Origin of the sequence: Pseudomonas moraviensis subsp. stanleyae, assembly GCF_036283065.1 — a bacterium.
Taxonomy (GTDB): domain Bacteria; phylum Pseudomonadota; class Gammaproteobacteria; order Pseudomonadales; family Pseudomonadaceae; genus Aquipseudomonas; species Aquipseudomonas stanleyae.
The window spans coordinates 294,974-315,700 of sequence record NZ_JAADJI010000008.1; the positions used below are offsets into that span (position 1 = coordinate 294,974).

The window sequence follows — 20,727 nt, forward strand, 5'->3', positions numbered from 1 at the left end:
GGCTCGCTCCCACATTCAGATCTTCAGTGGATCAGAGTTTTGGGCAAAATCCTGCAGCTGCGGGTAAAACAAACTGAAGTCTTCACTCAACGGCTCATACAACCGTCGCAACTCCGCCATCGCTCCCGCCAACTCTTCAGGCCTCGTCAACCGCCGCGAGATCCCGCGCAGGACCTGCTCCAGCACGGCAAATTCGCGATACGAACCCAGCCAGTCATTGGCAACCATATGCGGTGCGATCTTCGCCAGCCGTTCCGGCAATTGCCGTTCTCGGGACAACACTTGATAGACGTCTGCGGTGAACTGCTCCAGCGGCCGGTCGGCATACAGTGTCCAGTCCCGCGCCAGGCAGTGATCGAAAAACACATCGAGGACGATCCCGGCATAGCGCCGGCGCGTTTCGGTAAACCGCCCCAGGGCAATGTCCACCAGCGGATGGCGATCAGTGAACACGTCGATCCGCCGATGCAGGGCAATCGCCGCCTCCACCTCCGGGTCGAACTGGCCTTGCAGCCGACCTTTGACGAAGTCGCCATACAGGCTGCCAAGTAATTGACCGGGGCGCTGGCCGCCGAGATGCAAATGCGCGAGATAGTTCATGGGCGCAGCTTAGCACCGCGTCCGGTCATCCAGCACGCTCATATCGTTATAACCCGATATAGCGATTTACAAGATCCTCAGACTATTTTCATATTGGTATATCGCGATCCAACGATTTAAAGTTCGCTCCATCGCGATATATCGCCACTGCCATCACGAGCCCAAGCCATGAACCTCGACCTCGACGAAATAATAAAAGCCCTGGCGCACCCAGTACGGCGAGACATCCTCAACTGGCTGAAAGACCCGAAAGGCGAATTCCCCGAGCAGTTGCACAACCACGAATACGGAATTTGCGCCGGGCAGATCGATCAGCGTTGCGGCCTGTCGCAATCGACCGTGTCGGCGCACTTGGCGACGTTGCAACGGGCCGGGCTGATCAGCAGCCAGAAGGCCGGGCAGTGGCATTTCTTCAAACGTAACGAGGACGTCATCCAGGCGTTTCTCAGCACCCTCAGTAAAGAGCTCTGACCCTTAACTTCAGCCAGCCGACAAGGAAACCTGCATGCCCCTTTCGCTCCTCATTCTGGCCCTGAGCGCCTTCGCCATCGGCACCACCGAGTTCGTCATCATGGGCCTGCTGCCCGACGTGGCGGCGGACCTCGGTGTGTCGATTCCCGGTGCCGGCTGGCTGGTCACCGGTTACGCCCTCGGCGTGGCCATCGGTGCGCCGTTCATGGCGCTGGCCACCGCGAAGCTGCCACGCAAGGCCGCGCTGGTGGCGTTGATGGGCATCTTTATTGTCGGCAACCTGCTCTGCGCCATCGCCAGCGACTACAACGTGCTGATGTTTGCCCGGGTGGTCACGGCGCTGTGTCACGGTGCGTTCTTCGGCATCGGTTCAGTGGTGGCGGCCGGTCTGGTGGCGCCAAACAAACGTGCCTCGGCGGTGGCGTTGATGTTCACCGGTCTGACCCTGGCCAATGTGTTGGGCGTGCCGCTGGGTACCGCATTGGGTCAGGAAGCCGGCTGGCGTTCGACGTTCTGGGCGGTGACCGTTATCGGTGTGATCGCCCTGATCGGCCTGATCCGCTTCCTGCCGGCCAAGCGTGATGAAGAGAAACTCGACATGCGCGCTGAACTCGCCGCGCTCAAAGGCGCCGGCATCTGGCTGTCGCTGAGCATGACCGCGCTGTTCGCCGCCTCGGTCTTCACCTTGTTCACCTACGTCGCGCCGCTGCTCGGCGAAGTCACCGGCGTGTCGCCACGTGGCGTGACCTGGACGCTGATGCTCATTGGTCTGGGCCTGACGGTCGGCAACATCATCGGCGGCAAACTTGCCGACAAAGGCATGGCCGCCACGCTGATCGGCGTGTTCATCAGCATGGCCGTGGTGTCCACGGTGCTGAGCTGGACCAGCGTCGCGCTGATCCCGACTGAAATCACCCTGTTCCTCTGGGCCACCGCCTGTTTCGCCGCCGTGCCGGCGTTGCAGGTCAACGTGGTGACCTTCGGCAAGGCTGCGCCAAATCTGGTCTCGACCCTGAACATCGGCGCCTTCAACGTCGGCAACGCCCTCGGCGCCTGGGTCGGCGGCAGCGTTATCGCCCAGGGCTACGGCCTGACCAGCGTGCCGCTCGCAGCCGCCGCACTGGCAGTGCTCGCCCTGCTGGTGACCCTGATTACTTTCCGCCAGAACGGCAATGCCGAGCTGGCCGCTGCTTCCCACTGATCAACTTCCTTATTAAGAGAGGCTTTTAGACATGGCGACTATTTTCGACCCGATCAAACTCGGCGACATCGAGCTGAACAACCGCATCATCATGGCCCCGCTGACCCGCTGCCGCGCCGACGAAGGCCGTGTACCCAATGCGCTGATGGCCGAATACTACGTACAACGCGCGTCCGCTGGCCTGATCCTCAGCGAAGCCACTTCGGTAACGCCGATGGGCGTCGGCTACCCGGACACCCCGGGCATCTGGTCCAACGATCAAGTACGTGGCTGGGCCAACGTGACCAAGGCGATTCACGGCGCCGGCGGCAAGATCTTCCTGCAACTGTGGCACGTTGGCCGCATCTCTCACCCTTCGTACTTGAATGGTGAAGCACCGGTTGCGCCAAGCGCCATCCAGCCCAAGGGCCACGTCAGCCTGGTGCGCCCACTGGCCGACTACCCAACCCCGCGCGCCCTGGAAACCGCTGAGATCGCCGACATCGTCGACGCCTACCGCACCGGTGCCGAAAACGCCAAGGCTGCCGGCTTCGACGGCGTGGAAATCCACGGTGCCAATGGTTACCTGCTCGACCAGTTCCTGCAAAGCAGCACCAACCAGCGCACCGACAACTACGGTGGCTCGCTGGAAAACCGTGCGCGCCTCTTGCTGGAAGTGACCGACGCGGCGATCGAAGTCTGGGGCGCCGGCCGCGTGGGTGTGCACCTGGCACCGCGTGCCGACTCCCACGACATGGGCGATGACAACCTCGCCGAAACCTTCACCTACGTTGCCCGTGAACTGGGCAAGCGCGGCATCGCGTTCATCTGCTCGCGGGAAAAAGAAGGTGCCGACAGCCTCGGCCCGCAACTGAAAGAAGCCTTCGGTGGCCCGTACATCGCCAACGAAAAATTCACCAAGGAAAGCGCCAACGCCTGGCTGGCCGCTGGCAAGGCTGACGCGGTGGCGTTCGGTGTGCCGTTCATTGCCAACCCGGATCTGCCAGCACGTCTGAAGGCCGATGCGCCATTGAACGAGCCGCATCCGGAGACTTTCTACGGCAAGGGTCCGGTGGGTTATATCGACTATCCGACGTTGTAAGCACGCTGTAGCGCAGAAATGAAAAAGCCCCGGTCTTGGAAGAGTCCGGGGCTTTTAGTTGTTCGGCCTGGGGCTTGTAGCGTGGCACCCGGCGTAGCCCCTCACCCCAGCCCTCTCCCGAGGGAGAGGGAGCCGATTGGTGCGGGTTTCGAAACCGGCGTTCGGCGGGATGTTCCAGGTCGGCACAGCTTGGGCAAACAACCCGGCCGGTCCACTTCCATTGGGGAGAGGCCGCCGATTTGCGGAGCTTTCAGAACCTGAGTTCGGCGGGGATATTCCAGGTATCTTGAAAGAGCAGCCCGGTCGGTCCCCTCTCCCTCTGGGAGAGGGCCAGGGTGAGGGGAAGGCGGCGAAACACGGTTTCACAAGAGCTACACAATTTCCCTACAAAATGCATGGCTCGCTACGTTTAAACTCCCCGCCGCGATCATCAGCCATGGCGGCTGATTGACATGCCACCAGGCAATTGCGCATTTTGTTTCATTTGCGCAGGCTCGGGCTCAGGCGCAGCATGTCCAGCCCGGTATCGACCCAGCGTTCAGCCTCGGCGTGCAGCTCGAAGCTGTCCGGGGCCAGCAGCCAGCCGTACAGCAGGCCGTCGATGTAGGCATGAATGCTGATGGCCGCGCGGGCGGTGTCGAGGTCTTGCGGCAACTGGCCGCGATTCACTGCATTACGCAAGGTCAGGCCGATGCGCAGGTTGCAGTCGAGGCTGGCCGTCCGGCGCTGCTGGCGCAGATCGCACATTTCATCGGTGAACTCGCACTTATGAAACAGAATTTCGTTGATGCGCCGGGTTTTCGGGTCCAGTGCAACTTGATGAAACAAATGAATCAGCAATTGCCGCATGCATCCCAGCGGGTCCGGTTCGTCCTCGCTTTCGCTGGCCTTGGCCAGTTCATCCAGCGGTTCGTGCAAGCTGTCGAGCATGGCCTGGACCAGATCGGCCTTGTTGCTGAAATGCCAGTAGATAGCGCCGCGCGTCACGCCGGCGAGGGTCGCGATGTCCGCCAGGGTGGTGCGGGCAACCCCCCTTTCATAGAAGGCTTTCTCGGCCGCTTCCAGAATCTGGCTGCGGGTTTCCTGAGCTTCCTCTTTGGTACGACGGACCATGGCAGTAAAACCTCAAACAGGATGTTTCAGGGATGGCTGAATATCCGCTGAATAAAGAGGGGGCGATCTCTCGTGAATCGGCTCCCCGGGCCTACAATTTCAAACCTTGCGCCGAAGTTTGTATCAGGGTGGGTACACGGCGCAGGTGTTTACAAACAACCATGAACGTAAGTATATTACTTAGCAAGCTACTTATCCACCCGGTGCCCGATTTTTACTCTTTCACACTTCTTGTGCGCTTCTCGCGCGCCTGACCCGAGGATCTTCATGCAATTCAAGCCAGCTGTTACCGCTCTGGTCACTGCCGTCGCCCTGGCATCGCTGCTCAGCGGATGTAAAAAGGAAGAAGCGGCCCCTGCCGCTCCGCCCCCTCAGGTCGGCGTCGTTACCCTGCAACCACAAGCCTTTACCCTGACCTCGGAACTGCCGGGCCGCACCAGTGCGTTCCGCATGGCGGAAGTTCGCCCGCAGGTCAACGGCATCATCCTCAAGCGTCTGTTCAAGGAAGGCGCCGACGTCAAGGCCGGCCAGCAGCTTTACCAGATCGATCCGTCGATCTATGAAGCTACGCTGAAAAGCGCCGAAGCCGATCTGCGTTCGACCAAGTCGATCTCCGACCGCTACAAACAACTGGTCGATGAACAGGCCGTGAGCCGTCAGGAATACGACACCGCACTGGCCAAACGCATGCAATCGGAAGCGGCGCTGCAGAGCGCGCAGATCAACGTGCGTTACACCAAGGTCTACGCGCCGATCTCTGGCCGTATCGGCCGGTCTTCGGTGACCGAAGGCGCACTGGTCAGCAATGGTCAGACCGATGCGATGGCTGTGATTCAGCAACTCGATCCGATCTACGTCGACGTCACCCAGTCGTCGGTGGAACTGCTGGAGCTGCGCCGCGAACTGGAAAGCGGCCGTCTGCAAAAGGCCGGCGACAACGCCGCGGCGGTCAAGCTGACCCTGGAAGACGGCAGCCAGTACAAGCTCGACGGCAAGCTGGAATTCTCCGAAGTCTCGGTTGACCAGACCACTGGCTCGGTGACCCTGCGCGCAGTGTTCCCGAACCCGGATCACACCCTGTTGCCAGGCATGTTCGTCCACGCCCAGTTGCAGGCCGGCGTCAACAGCGCGGCGATTCTCGCGCCGCAGCAAGGCGTGACCCGCGACCTCAAAGGCACCCCGACCGCACTGGTGGTCGGCGCCGACAACAAGGTCGAGCTGCGTCAGCTCAAGGCCAGCCGCACCGTCGGCAGCCAGTGGCTGATCGAAGACGGCCTGAAAGCCGGCGATCGTCTGATCACCGAAGGGCTGCAGTACGTCAAACCGGGCGTCGAGGTCAAAGCGACCGAGGCGACTAACGTCGGCACCAAGAACCCGGCCCCCGCACAGGCAGCTGACAAAGCCGCCGGCGGCAAAGGGGAGTAACCCATGTCAAAATTCTTCATCGACCGTCCGATTTTCGCCTGGGTGATCGCCCTGGTGATCATGCTGGTCGGGGCACTTTCGATCCTGAAATTGCCGATCAACCAATACCCGAGCATTGCGCCACCGGCCATTGCGATCCAGGTGACCTACCCGGGCGCATCCGCACAAACCGTGCAGGACACCGTGGTCCAGGTCATCGAGCAACAGCTCAACGGTATCGACAACCTGCGTTATGTGTCGTCGGAAAGTAACTCCGACGGCAGCATGACCATCACCGCGACCTTCGAGCAAGGCACCAACTCCGACACCGCGCAGGTTCAGGTCCAGAACAAGCTCAACCTGGCCACCCCGCTGCTGCCGCAGGAAGTGCAGCAACAGGGTATCCGCGTGACCAAGGCAGTGAAGAACTTCCTGCTGGTAATTGGCGTGGTGTCGCGTGACGGCAGCATGACCAAGGACGACCTGTCCAACTACATCGTCTCGAACATGCAGGACCCGATCTCGCGGACCGCCGGTGTCGGTGACTTCCAGGTCTTCGGTGCGCAGTACGCGATGCGCATCTGGCTCGACCCGGCCAAGTTGAACAACTTCAACCTGACCCCAGTCGACGTGAAAAACGCCATTGCTGCGCAGAACGTCCAGGTTTCGTCCGGTCAGCTCGGTGGCTTGCCTGCCGTGCAGGGCCAGCAACTGAACGCGACGATCATCGGCAAGACCCGTCTGCAGACCGCTGAGCAGTTCAAGGAAATCCTTCTCAAGGTCAACAAGGACGGTTCGCAGGTTCGCCTCAAGGACGTGGCTGAAGTCGGCCTCGGCGGTGAGAACTACGCGATCAGCGCTCAGTTCAACGGCAGCCCGGCTTCCGGTCTGGCGGTGAAACTGGCCAACGGCGCCAACGCCCTCGACACGGCCAAGGCTCTGCGCACCACCATCGACAGCCTCAAGCCGTTCTTCCCGCAAGGCATGGAAGTGGTGTTCCCGTACGACACCACTCCGGTGGTGACCGAGTCGATCAAAGGCGTGGTGCACACCCTGGTCGAAGCGATCGCGCTGGTGTTCCTGGTGATGTTCCTGTTCCTGCAGAACTTCCGCGCCACCGTCATCACCACGATGACCGTGCCAGTGGTACTGCTCGGTACGTTCGGCATCCTCGCCGCCGCCGGTTTCAGCATCAACACCCTGACCATGTTCGGCATGGTACTGGCCATCGGTCTGCTGGTGGACGACGCCATCGTCGTGGTGGAAAACGTCGAGCGGGTGATGAGCGAAGAAGGCTTGTCACCGAAGGAAGCGACGAAGAAATCCATGGGCCAGATCCAAGGCGCACTGGTCGGTATCGCCCTTGTGCTCTCGGCGGTACTGCTGCCGATGGCGTTCTTCAGCGGCTCCACCGGCGTGATCTACAAGCAGTTCTCGATCACCATCGTGTCGGCCATGGCCCTGTCGGTACTGGTTGCCCTGATCTTCACCCCGGCGCTGTGCGCGACCATGCTCAAGCCGATTCCGAAAGGCGAGCACGGTACCCCGAAGAAAGGTTTCTTCGGCTGGTTCAACCGCAACTTCGACCGTGGCGTACGCAGCTACGAGCGCGGCGTCGGCAACATGCTGACCCGAAAGGCTCCGTACCTGCTGGCGTACCTGCTGATCGTCGTGGGCATGATCTGGCTGTTCACCCGCATCCCGACCGCGTTCCTGCCGGAAGAAGACCAGGGCGTTCTGTTCGCTCAGGTGCAGACCCCGGCCGGTTCCAGTGCCCAGCGCACGCAGGTGGTCGTGGACGAAATGCGTGAGTACCTGCTGCGTCCGAACAAGGACGGCGGTGAGGCGGACGCGGTGGCTTCGGTGTTCACCGTGACCGGTTTCAACTTCGCCGGCCGTGGTCAGAGCTCGGGTATGGCGTTCATCATGCTCAAGCCGTGGGGCGAACGTAACGCCGATAACAGCGTGTTCAATCTCGCTGCGCGGGCCCAGCAACACTTCTTCAGCTTCCGCGACGCGATGGTGTTTGCCTTCGCCCCGCCAGCGGTTCTGGAATTGGGTAACGCCACCGGTTTCGACGTATTCCTGCAAGACCGTGCCGGTATCGGTCACGAAAAACTGATGGAAGCGCGCAACCAGTTCCTCGGCATGGCAGCGCAAAGCAAGGTGCTGACCCAGGTGCGTCCGAACGGCCTGAACGATGAGCCGCAGTTCCAGCTGGAAATCGATGACGAGAAAGCCAGTGCCCTCGGCATCACCATCAGCGACATCAACAACACCCTGTCGATCGCGCTGGGCAGTAGCTACGTCAACGACTTCATCGACCGTGGCCGGGTGAAGAAAGTCTACGTGCAGGGCCAGCCGGACTCGCGCATGAGCCCGGAAGACCTGAAGAAGTGGTACGTACGCAACGCCGAAGGCACCATGGTTCCGTTCTCGGCATTCGCCAAGGGCGAGTGGGTCTACGGTTCGCCGAAGCTGGCGCGTTACAACGGTGTGGAAGCGGTCGAGGTCCTCGGGGCTCCGGCGCCGGGCTACTCCACCGGTGAAGCGATGGCTGAAGTCGAGGCGATTGCCAAGAAGCTGCCGGCCGGTGTCGGTATCTCCTGGACCGGTCTGTCCTACGAGGAACGTCTGTCCGGCTCGCAAGCGCCAGCGCTGTACGCCCTGTCGCTGCTGATGGTGTTCCTGTGTCTGGCGGCGCTGTATGAAAGCTGGTCGATTCCGATCGCGGTCATGCTCGTGGTACCGCTGGGGATCATTGGTGCGCTGATGGCGACCAGCCTGCGCGGTCTGTCCAACGACGTGTACTTCCAGGTGGGCCTGTTGACGACCATCGGCCTGGCGGCTAAAAACGCCATTCTGATCGTCGAGTTCGCCAAGGAACTGCATGAACAGGGACGCACCCTGCGTGAAGCGGCAATCGAAGCCTGCCGCATGCGTCTGCGCCCGATCATCATGACCTCGCTGGCCTTCGTCCTCGGTGTGGTACCGCTGGCGATTTCCACCGGTGCCGGTTCGGGCAGTCAACATGCGATCGGTACCGGCGTGATTGGCGGTATGCTCACGGCCACGATCCTGGCGATCTTCTGGGTCCCACTGTTCTTCGTTACTGTGTCGTCGATCGGTCAGCGTAAAAAGACCGACGCGGATGAGACTACTGAAACTCCTAAAGAGGCTGGCCAATGAGCAAGTCGCTACTCTCCATCGCAGTCGCCGCCTTCGTGCTGAGCGGTTGCTCGCTGATACCTGACTATCAGCAGCCTGAGGCTCCGGTCGCAGGCCAGTATCCGCAGGGGCCGGCGTATTCGCCGGCCCAGGCTCCGGCGCAAGCCGCTGCCGAACAGGGCTGGAAGCAGTTTTTCCATGACCCTGCCCTGCAACAGCTGATCCAGGTCGCCCTGGAAAACAACCGCGACCTGCGTGTCGCGGCGCTGAACATCGACGCTTACGCGGCGCAGTACCGCATCCAGCGCGCCGACCTGTTCCCGGCGGTGTCGGCCAATGCTGCCGGCAGCCGCCAGCGTCTGCCGGCCCGTGCTTCGCAGACCGGCGACTCGATGATCAGCAGCTCCTACTCGGCTACCGTCGGCGTCAGCGCCTACGAACTCGACCTGTTCGGTCGGGTGCGCAGCCTGAGCGAGCAAGCGCTGCAACAATACTTCGCCACCGAAGAAGCACGTCGCAGCACGCAGATCAGTCTGGTGGCCAACGTCGCCAATGCATACCTGACCTGGCAGGCGGACAAGGAACTGCTCAAGCTGACTCAGGACACCCTCGGTGCCTTCGAAGAAAGCTACAAGCTGACCAGCCGCAGCAACGAAGTCGGTGTGGCTTCGGCGCTGGACCTGGCGCAATCGCGCACTTCCGTGGAAAACGCCCGGGCACAACTGGCGCGTTACACCCGCCAGGTCGCGCAGGACGAAAACAGTCTGACCCTGCTGCTTGGCACCGGTATTCCGGCCAACCTGCAAGCGGCCAAACCGCTGTCTGATGACCTGCTCAGTGACGTGCCGGCCGGTCTGCCTTCGGATCTGCTGCAACGTCGTCCGGACATTTTGCAGGCCGAGTACAACCTGAAGGCGGCCAACGCCAACATCGGCGCGGCCCGTGCAGCGTTCTTCCCGAGCATCAGCCTGACCGCCAACGCGGGCAGCCTGAGCCCGGACCTGTCCGGTCTGTTCAAGGGTGGTTCGGGGACGTGGCTGTTCCAGCCGCAGATCAACCTGCCGATCTTCAATGCCGGCAGCCTGCGCGCCAGCCTCGACTACGCCAAGATCCAGAAGGACATTGGCGTGGCGAACTACGAGAAGTCCATCCAGACCGCCTTCCAGGAAGTCGCCGACGGCCTCGCCGCCCGCCAGACCTACACCGAGCAGCTGCAAGCGCAGCGTGACTTCGTTCAGGCCAACCAGGATTACTACCGCCTGGCCGAACGTCGCTACCGCATCGGCGTCGACAGCAACCTGACCTTCCTCGATGCCCAGCGTCAGTTGTTCAGCGCGCAACAGGCGCTGATCACCGACCGTCTCGCCCAGCTGACCAGTGCGGTCAACCTGTACAAGGCCCTGGGCGGCGGCTGGAATGCGCAGACCGCGCAGAACGAACCGCTGAAAGAAGAAGCGCCGAAGATGAAGCTGTTCTGATCCTCGGCTGAACACATCAAGCCCACCATTTTTGGTGGGCTTTTTGTTGCCTGCCATAAAACTGCGTTGTCTTGTCTGGCCTCATCGCTGGCAAGCCAGCTCCCACAATGTTCTGTGGTGTACCCAAATTTGTGAGCGATGCAAATATCTGTGGGAGCTGGCTTGCCAGCGATGAGGCCCTCACATTCAGCCAAAAACCGGCTGAATCTTGCGTTCGATAACCGCCCAGAACCCGCTTTCAGCAATTGAACCCGTACACACAGGCCCTTCACCATTCGCCTCAGAAAACCAATAACAACAAGGTTCGACACCATGTTCCAGCGCCCTGCCCCGCCCGGCTGACCGCCACTGCTCCATCTCAAACCAGCATTTCCCGCCTGCGCCGCACCCGCCGCGACAGCGCAGCCGTTCGCCCTAAAAAAACAAGAGAGACCCAAGTCCATGACAGTTTTCCCTGTGCCCTACGCATTGCCCGGTGTGATCGCCCTGGCCATCGCCGGTCTGCCCTTGCCCGCCAGCGCCGAAGAAGGCGGCTTCGTTGAAGGCGCGAAGGTCAACCTCAACCTGCGCAACTTCTACATCAACCGCAACTTCACCGACCCGACCAAGGCCCAGGGCAAGGCTGAGGAGTGGACGCAGAGTTTCATTCTCGACGCCAAATCCGGCTTCACCCAAGGCACCGTCGGTTTCGGCATGGATGTGCTCGGGCTGTATTCGGTCAAGCTTGATGGCGGCAAAGGCACGGGCGGTACGCAGTTGTTGCCGCTGGACCATGACGGGCGCCCGGCGGACAACTTCGGTCGCACCAACGTCGCGTTCAAGGCCAGACTCTCGCAGACCGAAGTCAAGGTCGGCGAGTGGATGCCAGTGCTGCCGATTCTGCGTTCGGACGATGGTCGTTCATTGCCGCAGACTTTTCGTGGCGGCCAGATCACTTCGAAGGAAATCGCTGGCCTGACCCTCTATGGAGGCCAGTTCCGCGCCAACAGCCCGCGCGACGACAGCAGCATGAGCGACATGTCGATGACCGGCAAAGCCGCGTTCACCTCTGATCGTTTCAACTTCCAGGGCGGCGAATATCTGTTCAACGACAAGCGCACGCAGATCGGCGTGTGGAACGCGCAACTCAAGGACATCTACAGCCAGCAATACCTCAACGTGCTGCACAGCCAGCCACTGGGCGACTGGACGCTGGGCGCCAACCTCGGTTTTTTCTACGGCAAGGAAGATGGCAGCGCCCGCGCCGGCGATCTCGATAACAAGACCTGGTACGGGATGTTTTCCGCCAAATACGGCGGCAACACGTTCTACGTCGGCCTGCAGAAACTCACCGGCGACAGCGCGTGGATGCGGGTCAACGGCACCAGTGGCGGCACCCTGGCCAACGACAGCTACAACGCCAGTTATGACAACGCTCAGGAACGCTCCTGGCAACTGCGCCACGACTACAACTTCGCCGCCATGGGCATCCCCGGCCTGACCCTGATGAACCGCTACATCAGTGGCGACAACGTGCACACCGGGACGATCACCGACGGCAAGGAATGGGGTCGCGAATCGGAACTGGGTTACACGGTGCAGAGCGGCACGTTGAAGGATTTGAACGTCAGATGGCGCAACTCGACCATGCGCCGGGATTTCAACAACAACGAGTTTGACGAGAATAGGTTGATCGTCAGCTACCCGATCAGCCTCCTGTAAACCACCGATCACGTGTAGGAGCTGCCGAAGGCTGCGATCTTTTGATGTTGATTTTTTAAAAACAAGATCAAAAGATCGCAGCCTTCGGCAGCTCCTACACGGGAATGCATTCCAAGGTGGGAGCGAGCCTGCTCGCGAAGGCGATGGCTCAGGCAACATCAATCCCGGGATTCAACCCCCAATTCATCCCAAACCGATTCCGCCAGATGAAACGTCGCATTCGCCGCCGGGATGCCGCAGTAGATCGCGCTCTGCATGATCACTTCCTTGATCTCGCCACGGCTCACGCCGTTATTGGCCGCGGCGCGCAGGTGCAGTTTCAGTTCGCCTTCGCGGTTCATGCCGATCAGCATGGCGATGGTGATCAGGCTGCGGGTGTGCCGGGGCAAGCCCGGGCGGGTCCAGATGTCGCCCCAGGCGTGGCGGGTGATCATCTCCTGGAATTCCGAGTTGAACTCGGTCAGCGTGGTCAGGCTGCGATCGACGTGGGCATCGCCCAGCACCGCGCGGCGGACTTGCATGCCTTCGTCGTAACGTTGTTTCTCGTCCACAAATTCTTCCTCACTGAGCCTGCAGAAACGCCAGCACTCGGTCGCTGAAATCGGCGCCGGCCTGCACGTTGGACAAATGCGCCGCATGGAACTCGGCGTACTCGGCGCCGCGCACGTGGTCGCGAATGAAGTGCCCGCCGGACGGCGGCGTCACCGCATCTTCGCTGCCGGCAATCACCAGCAATGGCACATTGATCGAAGCCAGCTGTTCACGGAAATCGGCATCGCGCACGGCGGCGCAGTTGGCCGCATAGCCTTGAGGATTGGTCGCGGCAAGCATGTCGGTAATCTTCTTTGCCGCCTCGGGATGCGCCGCCGAAAAGTCCGGGGTGAACCAGCGCGCGATCGAAGCATCACGCAGCGCGACCATTGCCGCCGGGCCGTCGCGCAATACGGTTTCAATGCGTGGATCCCACACCGATGGATCGCCGATTTTCGCCGCCGTGTTGCAGACGATCAGTTTGTGCAGACGATGCCCGGCGTTGATCCCCAGCCACTGGCCGATCAGCCCGCCCATCGACAGTCCGCAGAAGTGCGCACGCTCGATGTGCAGCGCATCGAGCAGACCGAGCACGTCGTGGCCCAGTTGCTCGATGCTGTACGGCCCTTCGGTGACCAGCGATTGTCCGTGGCCGCGAGTGTCGAAACGCAACACGCGAAAATGCTCGGTGAACGCCGGCATCTGCGCGTCCCACATATGCAGGTCGGTGCCCAGCGAGTTGGACAGCACCAGCACCGGCGCATCGGCAGGGCCCTCAATTTGGTAATGCAGTTCGCCATCGGCGAGTTGAACGAAAGCCACAGCCTTCTCCTTCAGACAGTCAAAGCGTTGTGTTCGGCCACCGCGCGCTCGACCCAGCCTTGCGCCTGACCGAGGTAATGCGCGGGGTCCAGAAGATCATCGAGTTCGGCGCCACTGAGTTCGGCGGTGACTTGCGGCTCGTCAGCGAGCACGGCGCGCAAATGGCGTTGCTCGGCCACCGCGCGTTTGCAGCATTGTTCGAGCAGATGATGCGCCGTGTCGCGGCCGACTCGTTGGGCGAGCACGATGCTCACCGCTTCGGCCAGCACCAGACCTTGGGTCAATTCGAGATTGCGGGCCATGCGTGCCGCATCGACTTCCAGACCATCGGCCAGCAAGCGCGCCTGTTGCAACGAACCGGACACCAGGCAGCAGATCTCCGGCAGGGTTTCCCATTCGGCGTGCCACAAACCGAGGCTGCGTTCGTGCTCTTGGGGCATGGCGCTGAACAGCGTCGACACCAGCCCCGGCACCCGCGTGGCCGCACCAATCAGCACCGCCGCGCCGACCGGGTTGCGTTTGTGCGGCATGGTCGACGAGCCGCCCTTGCCCGGTGCCGCTGGCTCGAACACTTCCGCCGCCTCGGTCTGCATCAACAGGCTGATGTCGCGGCCGAATTTGCCGAGGCTGCCGGCAATCAAGCCAAGCACCGCGCCGAACTCGACGATGCGATCGCGCTGGGTGTGCCACGGTTGCTCGGGCAAGGTCAGTTGCAGCTCTTCGGCCAAGGCCTCAGCGATTGGCAACGCCTGCTCCCCCAGCGCCGCGAGCGTGCCGGACGCGCCGCCGAATTGCAGCACCAGCAGCCGTGGCTTGAGTTCTCGCAGACGCTGGCGGCTGCGCGTGACGGCGCCCAGCCATCCGGCGATTTTCATGCCCAGTGTCACCGGCGTGGCGTGTTGCAGCCAGGTGCGCCCGGCCAATAGCGTGGTGGCGAAGCGTTGCGCCTGAGCGGCTAGGGAGTCGGCCAGTTGCGCCAGTTGGTTTTCGATCAGCGCCAACGCCTGGCGCAGTTGCAGGACCAGCCCGGAATCCATCACGTCCTGACTGGTCGCGCCCAAATGCACATAACGCTCGGCTTCGGCTTCGCTCGCGGCAATCTGTTTGCCCAAAGCCTTGACCAGCGGAATCGCTGAATTGCCGGCCGTGGCAATCGCCTCGCCCAACGCCCCGAAGTCATACAGACCCGCGTCGCACGCTGCAGCAATCGGCGCCACGGCAGATGAAGGAATCAGCCCGACCCGCGCCTCGGCCCGGGCCAGCGCCGCTTCGAAATCGAGCATCGCCTGCACCCGGCCCTGATCGCAGAACACTTCGCGCATATCGTGGGCGGTGAAGTAGGCATCGAACAATTGATTGCCCGGTCGCTGAGTCATAAACAGTCCTTGCCGGCGCGGGCCTGATCGCCCGCGCACATGAGTTTACAGATCGTGGTGCAAATACTTCGCCTGCCTGGGCAACCGCAGGCTGAACAGGAAAGCGACCGCCATCATCGCCGTGACGTACCAGTAGAAGGCGTTTTCCATGCCGCCGGCCTTGAGGCTCAAGGCAACGAATTCCGCCGAGCCGCCGAAGATTGCATTGGCCACTGCGTAAGCCAGACCGACACCAAGCGCGCGGACTTCCGGCGGGAACATCTCGGCTTTCACCAGACCGCTGATCGAGGTGTAGAAACTGACGATCGCCAGCGCCAGGGTAATCAGCACGAAGGCGAGGAACGGGCTGCTGATGCTTTTCAGGCTGAGCAGAATCGGCACGGTGAACAGCGTGCCGAGCGCGCCGAACCAGAGCATCGAATTACGCCGGCCGATCTTGTCGGCAAGCATGCCGAACAGCGGCTGCATGCACATATAGAGGAACAGCGCGCCGGTCATGATGTAGCTGGCGGTCTTGGCGTGCATGCCGGCGGTGTTCACCAGGTATTTCTGCATGTAGGTGGTGAAGGTGTAGAAAATCAACGAGCCGCCAGCGGTGTAACCAAGCACGGTGATGAACGCCGCTTTGTGGTCGCGGAACAGCGCGGTGATGCTGCCAGCGTCCTTGTGCGCGCGGGTTTCTTCGTTGGTGGTTTCTTTCAGCGAACGACGCAGGAACAGCGAAATCAGCGCCGCCACCGCACCGACCACGAACGGAATCCGCCAGCCGTAGGCACGCAGGTCTTCTTCAGTGAGAAATTGTTGCAGCACCACCACCAGCGACACCGCCAGCAGCTGTCCGCCAATCAGCGTCACGTACTGGAACGAGGCGAAGAAACCGCGCTGGCCCTTGAGCGCGACTTCACTCATGTAAGTCGCGGTGGTGCCGTACTCGCCGCCGACCGACAGGCCTTGCAGCAAGCGCGCGAACAGCAACAGCACCGGCGCCCAGACGCCGATGTCCTTGTAGGTCGGCAGACAGGCAATCAGCAGCGAGCCGAAGCACATCATCAGAATCGAGATGAGCATCGAATTCTTGCGCCCGTGCTTGTCAGCGACGCGGCCGAAGATCCAGCCGCCAATCGGCCGCATCAGGAACCCGGCAGCGAACACGCCGGCGGTGTTGACCAATTGCACAGTCGGGTTGTCGGAGGGGAAGAACGCCGGGGCGAAATAGATCGCGCAGAAGGCGTAGACGTAGAAGTCGAACCATTCGACGAGGTTGCCGGACGAAGCGCCGACAATGGCGAAGATGCGCTTGCTGCGCTCTTCCCCGGTGTAATGGGAGGTGGGCGTTGTCATTGTTTTTTCACTCGAAAGGGACAGTCACAGTCTAGACATACTTTGCAACAGTCCCGTTCCACATCCGGTATTGATCGTTCCCCTGTGGGAGCGAGCCTGCTCGCGAAGAGGGAGTGCCAGACGACATGTGTGCTGGTTGACCCACCGCTTTCGCGAGCAGGCTCGCTCCCACAGGGGATGGACGGTGTTCTTCAATAATCGAAGAACACCGTCTCGGCATCGGTGCCCTGCAGAACCACATTCCACTGGTAGACACCCGAGGCATCCTGCTTGGCCAGCAACGTTGCGCGACGCTCTGCCGGCACACACTCCAACAACGGATCAGCAACGTTCGCCGGCTCACCCTCAAAATAAATCCGCGTCAGCAAATGCTTGACCAGACCACGGGCAAACACCAGCACCACCAGATGCGGCGCCTGGGTCGAGCCTTTCAGGCCGGGCACGGTGCCGGGTTTGATCGTGGTGAAACGGAAGCGCCCTTCCGCGTCCACCGGCACCCGGCCGAAGCCCTCGAAATTTGGGTCGAGCGGTTTGTCCTGCTGATCTTCCGGGTGGTCGTACTTGCCAGCGGCGTTGGCCTGCCAGACTTCGAGCATGGCGTCGTTGACGACATCGCCATTGCCATCCACAACCTGGCCGCTGATCGCCACGCGCTCGCCAAGGGTCAGCTCATTGGCCAGGGTTTCACGGTTCAGCCAGGTCAGGCCGATGTGGTAATACGGCCCGACGGTGTGGGACGTGGTCGCATAGAGGGTCATCTTATTTCTCCATCGGCGTGGCTTCACGCCCACGCAGCACGATGTCCCAGCGGTAACCGAGGGCGTAGGACGGAATGGTTTTTTCCAGATCGAAACTGGCGATCAGGCGTTCCTTGGCCGAGGTGTCCGGCACGCAGTTGTAGATCGGGTCATACGCCAGCAACGGGTCGCCGGGGAAGTACATTTGCGTGACCAGTCGGGTGAGGATGCTCGGCCCGAACAGGGAAAAATGGATGTGCGCCGGGCGCCAGGCGTTGTGGTGGTTGCCCCACGGATAGGCGCCGGGCTTGATGGTCTGGAACTGGTACCAGCCGTCGGCATCGGTGACGGTGCGGCCAGTGCCGGTGAAGTTCGGGTCCAGCGGCGCGTCGTGCAGGTCGCGGGCATGGTTGTAGCGGCCGGCGGCGTTGGCCTGCCAGATCTCCACCAGAATCCCCGGCACCGGTAGGCCGTCTTCGTCGAGCACGCGGCCGTGAATGATGATGCGCTCGCCCAACGGCTCGCCAGCGTGCTGCGCAGTCAGATCGTTGTCTTTCTCGGCAACATGTTCGGCACCAATGGTCGGCCCGGTGATTTCCGAGAGTGAATGGGGCAGGTACACCAAAGGCTTGGACGGCGAGCGCAGGTTGGTGGATTGATACGTCGGGTGCAGGTAGTCAGGCTGAGTGCCTGCCTGTGGGCGACGGTAACCAGGCTTGTCAGTCATTTCGCTTTCCTCAGTTCTTGTAAGTGCCGCAGCGCGTCAGACGCGTTCGATGGCCAAGGCCAGACCCTGGCCGACACCGACGCACATGGTCGCCAGACCTTTCTTGCCAGCGGTCTTTTCCAGATGATGCAACGCGGTCAGCACCAGCCGCGCACCGCTCATGCCCAACGGGTGACCGAGAGCGATCGCGCCGCCATTCGGGTTGACCTGCGGCGCATCGTCGGCCAGCCCCAACTCGCGCAGCACCGCCAGGCCCTGGCTGGCAAACGCCTCGTTGAGTTCGATCACGTCGAAATCGCTGACCGCCACGCCGAGGCGCTCGGTCAGTTTGCGCACCGCCGGCACCGGGCCGATGCCCATCACCCGCGGTGCGACGCCGGCGCTGGCCATGCCGAGCACTTTCGCGCGGGCGGTCAGGCCGTGTTTTTTCACCGCTTCGGCTGACGCCAGAATCAGTGCCGCGGCGCCATCGTTGACCCCGGAGGCATTGCCGGCGGTGACGGTTTTGTCCGCGCCGTTGACCGGTTTCAGCTTGGCCAGCGCTTCAATCGTGGTGTCGGCACGCGGATGTTCGTCCTGGCTGACCACGGTTTCGCCCTTTTTATGAGCGATGCGCACTTCGACGATTTCTTCCGCGAAGTAACCGGCGGCCTGAGCGGCAGCAGTACGTTGCTGACTGCGCAGGGCAAAGGCGTCCTGATCTTCGCGCGAGACTTTGTAGTCGTCGGCGACGTTGTCAGCGGTCTGCGGCATCGCATCCACGCCGTACTGCGCCTTCATCAGCGGGTTGATGAAACGCCAGCCGATGGTGGTGTCTTCCAGTTTCATGTTGCGCGAGAACGCCGCGTCCGCCTTGCCCATCACGAACGGCGCGCGCGACATCGACTCGACGCCGCCGGCAATCGCCAGCTCCATCTCGCCGCTGGCGATGGCGCGGAATGCGGTGCCGATGGCGTCCATGCCCGAAGCGCAGAGGCGATTGAGCGTCACGCCCGGCACGCTGTCCGGCAGACCGGCGAGCAGCAATGCCATGCGCGCAACGTTGCGGTTGTCTTCGCCGGCCTGGTTGGCGCAGCCGAGGAACACTTCATCGACGGCGTTCCAGTCCACCGATGGATTGCGCTCCATCAAGGCTTTGATCGGCACGGCGGCCAGGTCATCGGCGCGAACGGCAGACAGTGCGCCGCCGAAACGGCCGATAGGGGTGCGAATCGCGTCGCAGATATACACGTCACGCATCATGCTTCTCCCGGTGCCTGACCATGGGCGGCGGCGGTGCGCGCTTCAAGATCACGCAGCGCCGTCAGCTCGACTTCGGTCGGCTCAGCGGTGGTTTCAACAGAGTCGGCAAAACGGATCGCCCAACCGGTGGCGGCGACCACTTGCTCGCGGGTCACGCCCGGATGCAACGCGGTGACCACGAACTCGTTAGTGCCCTCCTCCGGTTCCATGATGCACAGGTCGGTGATGATCCCCACCGGGCCGGCACCCGGCAGGCCCAGACGTTTGCGCGAATCGCCACCCTCGCCGTGACCGACGGAGGTGATGAAATCGAGTTTGTCGACAAACGAACGCGCCGACTGTTTAAGAATGATCAGCACGCTTTTCGCCGAACCGGCAATTTCCGGCGCGCCACCGGCACCCGGCAGGCGCACTTTCGGCGCATGGTAGTCGCCGACCACGGTGGTGTTGATATTGCCGAAACGGTCGACCTGGGCGGCGCCGAGAAAACCGACGTCGATGCGCCCGCCCTGCAGCCAATAGCGAAAAATCTCACCGGTCGGCACGACAGTGTCGGCGGTCTCGGCCAGCTCGCCGTCACCGATCGACAGCGGCAGCACGCTCGGCTTGGCGCCAATCGGGCCGGATTCGTAAATCAGCACTACGTCCGGCGATGAAGTCAGGCGCGCAAGGTTGGCGGCTTTCGACGGCAGGCCGATGCCGACGAAGCATACCGAGCCGTTCTTCAGGCGACGGGCCGCAGCGACGGTCATCATTTCATTGGTGGTGTAAGTCATTATTTGGCCTCCGAAGCAGCGGCCAACTTGGCCTGGAATTCGCTGAAGTCAGCGCAGCCATGGATGTATTCGTTGATCCACGCGGTAAACGTCTCACGGTCGCGAGCGATCGGGTCCCACGCCTGATAGAAACGATTGTCACGCTCGGTGTAACCGTGGGCGTAGGACGGATGCGCGCCACCCGGCACATGGCAAACCGCGCTCAAGGCCCAGGTCGGCAGTACGCAGGCGTTCATCGGTGCGTTGAGGTCGTCGACGATTTCTTCCACGGTGACGATGCAACGCTTGGCGGCCAGCGCAGCTTCTTTCTGCACACCGAGAATGCCCCAGAGCAACACGTTGCCCTTGCGGTCGGCCTTCTGCGCGTGGATCACGGTGACGTCGGGACGTACCGATGGCACCGCCGCCAGCACTTCGCCGGTGAACGGGCAGGTCACGGTTTTGATCAGCGGATTGACCTTTGGCAGGTCGGAACCGGCGTAGGCACGCAGCACCGCGAACGGCAGGCCGGATGCGCCGGCAACGTAAGCGTTGGCGAGGTCGGCGTGGCTGTGCTCTTCGATTTCCAGCGGGTGCGGCCATTGCTTCTCGACCGCGTCCCGCAGACGGTGCAGCGAGCCCACGCCCGGGTTGCCACCCCAGGAGAAAATCAGTTTGCGCGCGCAACCGGCGCCGATCAGTTGGTCGTAGATCAGGTCGGGCGTCATCCGCACCAGCGTCAGATCTTTCTTGCCTTGACGAATGATTTCATGACCCGCTGCCGTAGGGATCAGGTGAGTGAAGCCTTCGAGGGCGACGGTATCGCCGTCGTTGACGAATTGCTTCACCGCGTCGTGCAGCGAAAGGATCTCAGCCATGGAGCGGGCTCCTGTTCTTGTAAGGAATCGCCAGTGATAAAAAGGCGCGAGGTTCGGCGCCGGAGTCACTGAAGATTAAGCCTGGGAAAATCGCCAAACAA

At 61.8% G+C, this 20,727-nt stretch carries 18 protein-coding genes; 7 read left to right on the forward strand and 11 right to left on the reverse strand.

What is annotated here, in order from left to right; genetic code table 11:
• Positions 1 to 15: 15 nt before the first annotated feature.
• The gene (locus GXB78_RS16685; protein ID WP_329516173.1) at positions 16 to 600 is read right to left on the reverse strand and encodes an acyl carrier protein phosphodiesterase; all 585 of its coding nucleotides are present in this window, start codon (positions 598 to 600) and stop codon (positions 16 to 18) included.
• 168 nt (positions 601 to 768) lie between these two features.
• Here GXB78_RS16685 and GXB78_RS16690 point away from each other — a divergent pair, with 168 nt between their 5' ends.
• From GXB78_RS16690 to GXB78_RS16700, 3 genes are read left to right on the forward strand one after another with little or no spacing between them, the layout of a single operon-like run.
• Positions 769 to 1,071: an ArsR/SmtB family transcription factor gene (locus GXB78_RS16690; protein WP_016771327.1), complete on the forward strand. Its 303-nt coding sequence runs from the start codon at positions 769 to 771 to the stop codon at positions 1,069 to 1,071.
• A 34-nt stretch (positions 1,072 to 1,105) separates the two neighbouring features.
• Complete coding sequence (locus GXB78_RS16695) at positions 1,106 to 2,272, forward strand: MFS transporter (RefSeq protein ID WP_329516174.1); 1,167 nt, start codon at positions 1,106 to 1,108, stop codon at positions 2,270 to 2,272.
• Positions 2,273 to 2,303: 31 nt separating this feature from the next.
• Positions 2,304 to 3,353 carry an alkene reductase gene (locus tag GXB78_RS16700; RefSeq protein WP_329516175.1) on the forward strand — a complete coding sequence of 350 codons (1,050 nt, stop codon included), beginning with the start codon at positions 2,304 to 2,306 and terminating at the stop codon, positions 3,351 to 3,353.
• A gap of 480 nt (positions 3,354 to 3,833) precedes the next feature.
• Here GXB78_RS16700 and emhR read toward each other — a convergent pair whose 3' ends face one another.
• The gene (emhR, locus tag GXB78_RS16705; protein WP_329516176.1) at positions 3,834 to 4,466 is read right to left on the reverse strand and encodes an efflux system transcriptional repressor EmhR; all 633 of its coding nucleotides are present in this window, start codon (positions 4,464 to 4,466) and stop codon (positions 3,834 to 3,836) included.
• A 267-nt stretch (positions 4,467 to 4,733) separates the two neighbouring features.
• Between emhR and emhA the strand changes: the two genes are divergently transcribed.
• From emhA to GXB78_RS16725, 4 genes are all read left to right on the forward strand, one after another.
• The gene (emhA, locus tag GXB78_RS16710) at positions 4,734 to 5,891 is read left to right on the forward strand and encodes an efflux RND transporter periplasmic adaptor subunit EmhA (RefSeq protein ID WP_329516177.1); all 1,158 of its coding nucleotides are present in this window, start codon (positions 4,734 to 4,736) and stop codon (positions 5,889 to 5,891) included.
• A 3-nt stretch (positions 5,892 to 5,894) separates the two neighbouring features.
• The gene (gene emhB, locus GXB78_RS16715; RefSeq protein ID WP_329516178.1) at positions 5,895 to 9,059 is read left to right on the forward strand and encodes an efflux RND transporter permease subunit EmhB; all 3,165 of its coding nucleotides are present in this window, start codon (positions 5,895 to 5,897) and stop codon (positions 9,057 to 9,059) included.
• Positions 9,056 to 10,516 (forward strand): efflux RND transporter outer membrane subunit EmhC, encoded by a 1,461-nt coding sequence (gene emhC / locus GXB78_RS16720; RefSeq protein ID WP_329516179.1) that lies wholly within the window; start codon positions 9,056 to 9,058, stop codon positions 10,514 to 10,516. The genes emhB and emhC overlap by 4 nt, the downstream gene beginning before the upstream one ends.
• Before the next feature lie 441 nt (positions 10,517 to 10,957).
• A complete protein-coding gene (locus GXB78_RS16725; protein WP_329516181.1) occupies positions 10,958 to 12,217 on the forward strand; it encodes an OprD family porin in 1,260 nt (419 codons plus the stop codon).
• A gap of 158 nt (positions 12,218 to 12,375) precedes the next feature.
• On the opposite strand, the gene pcaC is transcribed toward GXB78_RS16725, so the two are convergent.
• The 9 genes from pcaC to GXB78_RS16770 form a co-directional block, all read right to left on the reverse strand.
• Positions 12,376 to 12,768 (reverse strand): 4-carboxymuconolactone decarboxylase, encoded by a 393-nt coding sequence (gene pcaC / locus GXB78_RS16730; protein WP_024011942.1) that lies wholly within the window; start codon positions 12,766 to 12,768, stop codon positions 12,376 to 12,378.
• A 10-nt stretch (positions 12,769 to 12,778) separates the two neighbouring features.
• Positions 12,779 to 13,570, reverse strand: a complete 792-nt coding sequence (gene pcaD, locus GXB78_RS16735) for a 3-oxoadipate enol-lactonase (protein ID WP_329516182.1) — start codon at positions 13,568 to 13,570, stop codon at positions 12,779 to 12,781.
• Between the two features lie 11 nt (positions 13,571 to 13,581).
• Entirely contained in the window at positions 13,582 to 14,946 is a 1,365-nt protein-coding gene (locus GXB78_RS16740) for a 3-carboxy-cis,cis-muconate cycloisomerase (RefSeq protein WP_329516183.1), read from the reverse strand.
• Positions 14,947 to 14,991: 45 nt separating this feature from the next.
• Complete coding sequence (locus GXB78_RS16745; RefSeq protein ID WP_329516184.1) at positions 14,992 to 16,287, reverse strand: MFS family transporter; 1,296 nt, start codon at positions 16,285 to 16,287, stop codon at positions 14,992 to 14,994.
• A gap of 191 nt (positions 16,288 to 16,478) precedes the next feature.
• The gene (gene pcaG, locus GXB78_RS16750; protein WP_329516185.1) at positions 16,479 to 17,045 is read right to left on the reverse strand and encodes a protocatechuate 3,4-dioxygenase subunit alpha; all 567 of its coding nucleotides are present in this window, start codon (positions 17,043 to 17,045) and stop codon (positions 16,479 to 16,481) included.
• Between the two features lies 1 nt (position 17,046).
• Positions 17,047 to 17,751 carry a protocatechuate 3,4-dioxygenase subunit beta gene (gene pcaH, locus GXB78_RS16755; protein WP_042608189.1) on the reverse strand — a complete coding sequence of 235 codons (705 nt, stop codon included), beginning with the start codon at positions 17,749 to 17,751 and terminating at the stop codon, positions 17,047 to 17,049.
• A gap of 36 nt (positions 17,752 to 17,787) precedes the next feature.
• Entirely contained in the window at positions 17,788 to 18,993 is a 1,206-nt protein-coding gene (gene pcaF / locus GXB78_RS16760) for a 3-oxoadipyl-CoA thiolase (RefSeq protein ID WP_329516186.1), read from the reverse strand.
• On the reverse strand, positions 18,990 to 19,772 hold the full coding sequence (locus GXB78_RS16765) for a CoA-transferase subunit beta (protein ID WP_329516233.1): 783 nt from the start codon (positions 19,770 to 19,772) through the stop codon (positions 18,990 to 18,992). The genes pcaF and GXB78_RS16765 overlap by 4 nt, the downstream gene beginning before the upstream one ends.
• Positions 19,769 to 20,626: a CoA transferase subunit A gene (locus GXB78_RS16770; protein WP_073475850.1), complete on the reverse strand. Its 858-nt coding sequence runs from the start codon at positions 20,624 to 20,626 to the stop codon at positions 19,769 to 19,771. Before GXB78_RS16770 ends, GXB78_RS16765 begins: the two co-directional genes overlap by 4 nt.
• Positions 20,627 to 20,727 lie beyond the last annotated feature (101 nt).

Coding starts and splice junctions, on each gene's coding strand:
- emhB (WP_329516178.1), top strand. CDS start 5,895: ATGTCAAAATTCTTCATCGACCGTCCGATTTTCGCCTGGGTGATCGCC.
- emhR (WP_329516176.1), bottom strand. CDS start 4,466: ATGGTCCGTCGTACCAAAGAGGAAGCTCAGGAAACCCGCAGCCAGATT.
- GXB78_RS16725 (WP_329516181.1), top strand. CDS start 10,958: ATGACAGTTTTCCCTGTGCCCTACGCATTGCCCGGTGTGATCGCCCTG.
- GXB78_RS16685 (WP_329516173.1), bottom strand. CDS start 600: ATGAACTATCTCGCGCATTTGCATCTCGGCGGCCAGCGCCCCGGTCAA.
- GXB78_RS16690 (WP_016771327.1), top strand. CDS start 769: ATGAACCTCGACCTCGACGAAATAATAAAAGCCCTGGCGCACCCAGTA.
- GXB78_RS16745 (WP_329516184.1), bottom strand. CDS start 16,287: ATGACAACGCCCACCTCCCATTACACCGGGGAAGAGCGCAGCAAGCGC.
- pcaH (WP_042608189.1), bottom strand. CDS start 17,751: ATGACTGACAAGCCTGGTTACCGTCGCCCACAGGCAGGCACTCAGCCT.
- emhA (WP_329516177.1), top strand. CDS start 4,734: ATGCAATTCAAGCCAGCTGTTACCGCTCTGGTCACTGCCGTCGCCCTG.
- GXB78_RS16695 (WP_329516174.1), top strand. CDS start 1,106: ATGCCCCTTTCGCTCCTCATTCTGGCCCTGAGCGCCTTCGCCATCGGC.
- GXB78_RS16700 (WP_329516175.1), top strand. CDS start 2,304: ATGGCGACTATTTTCGACCCGATCAAACTCGGCGACATCGAGCTGAAC.
- GXB78_RS16770 (WP_073475850.1), bottom strand. CDS start 20,626: ATGGCTGAGATCCTTTCGCTGCACGACGCGGTGAAGCAATTCGTCAAC.
- GXB78_RS16740 (WP_329516183.1), bottom strand. CDS start 14,946: ATGACTCAGCGACCGGGCAATCAATTGTTCGATGCCTACTTCACCGCC.
- pcaG (WP_329516185.1), bottom strand. CDS start 17,045: ATGACCCTCTATGCGACCACGTCCCACACCGTCGGGCCGTATTACCAC.
- emhC (WP_329516179.1), top strand. CDS start 9,056: ATGAGCAAGTCGCTACTCTCCATCGCAGTCGCCGCCTTCGTGCTGAGC.
- pcaF (WP_329516186.1), bottom strand. CDS start 18,993: ATGATGCGTGACGTGTATATCTGCGACGCGATTCGCACCCCTATCGGC.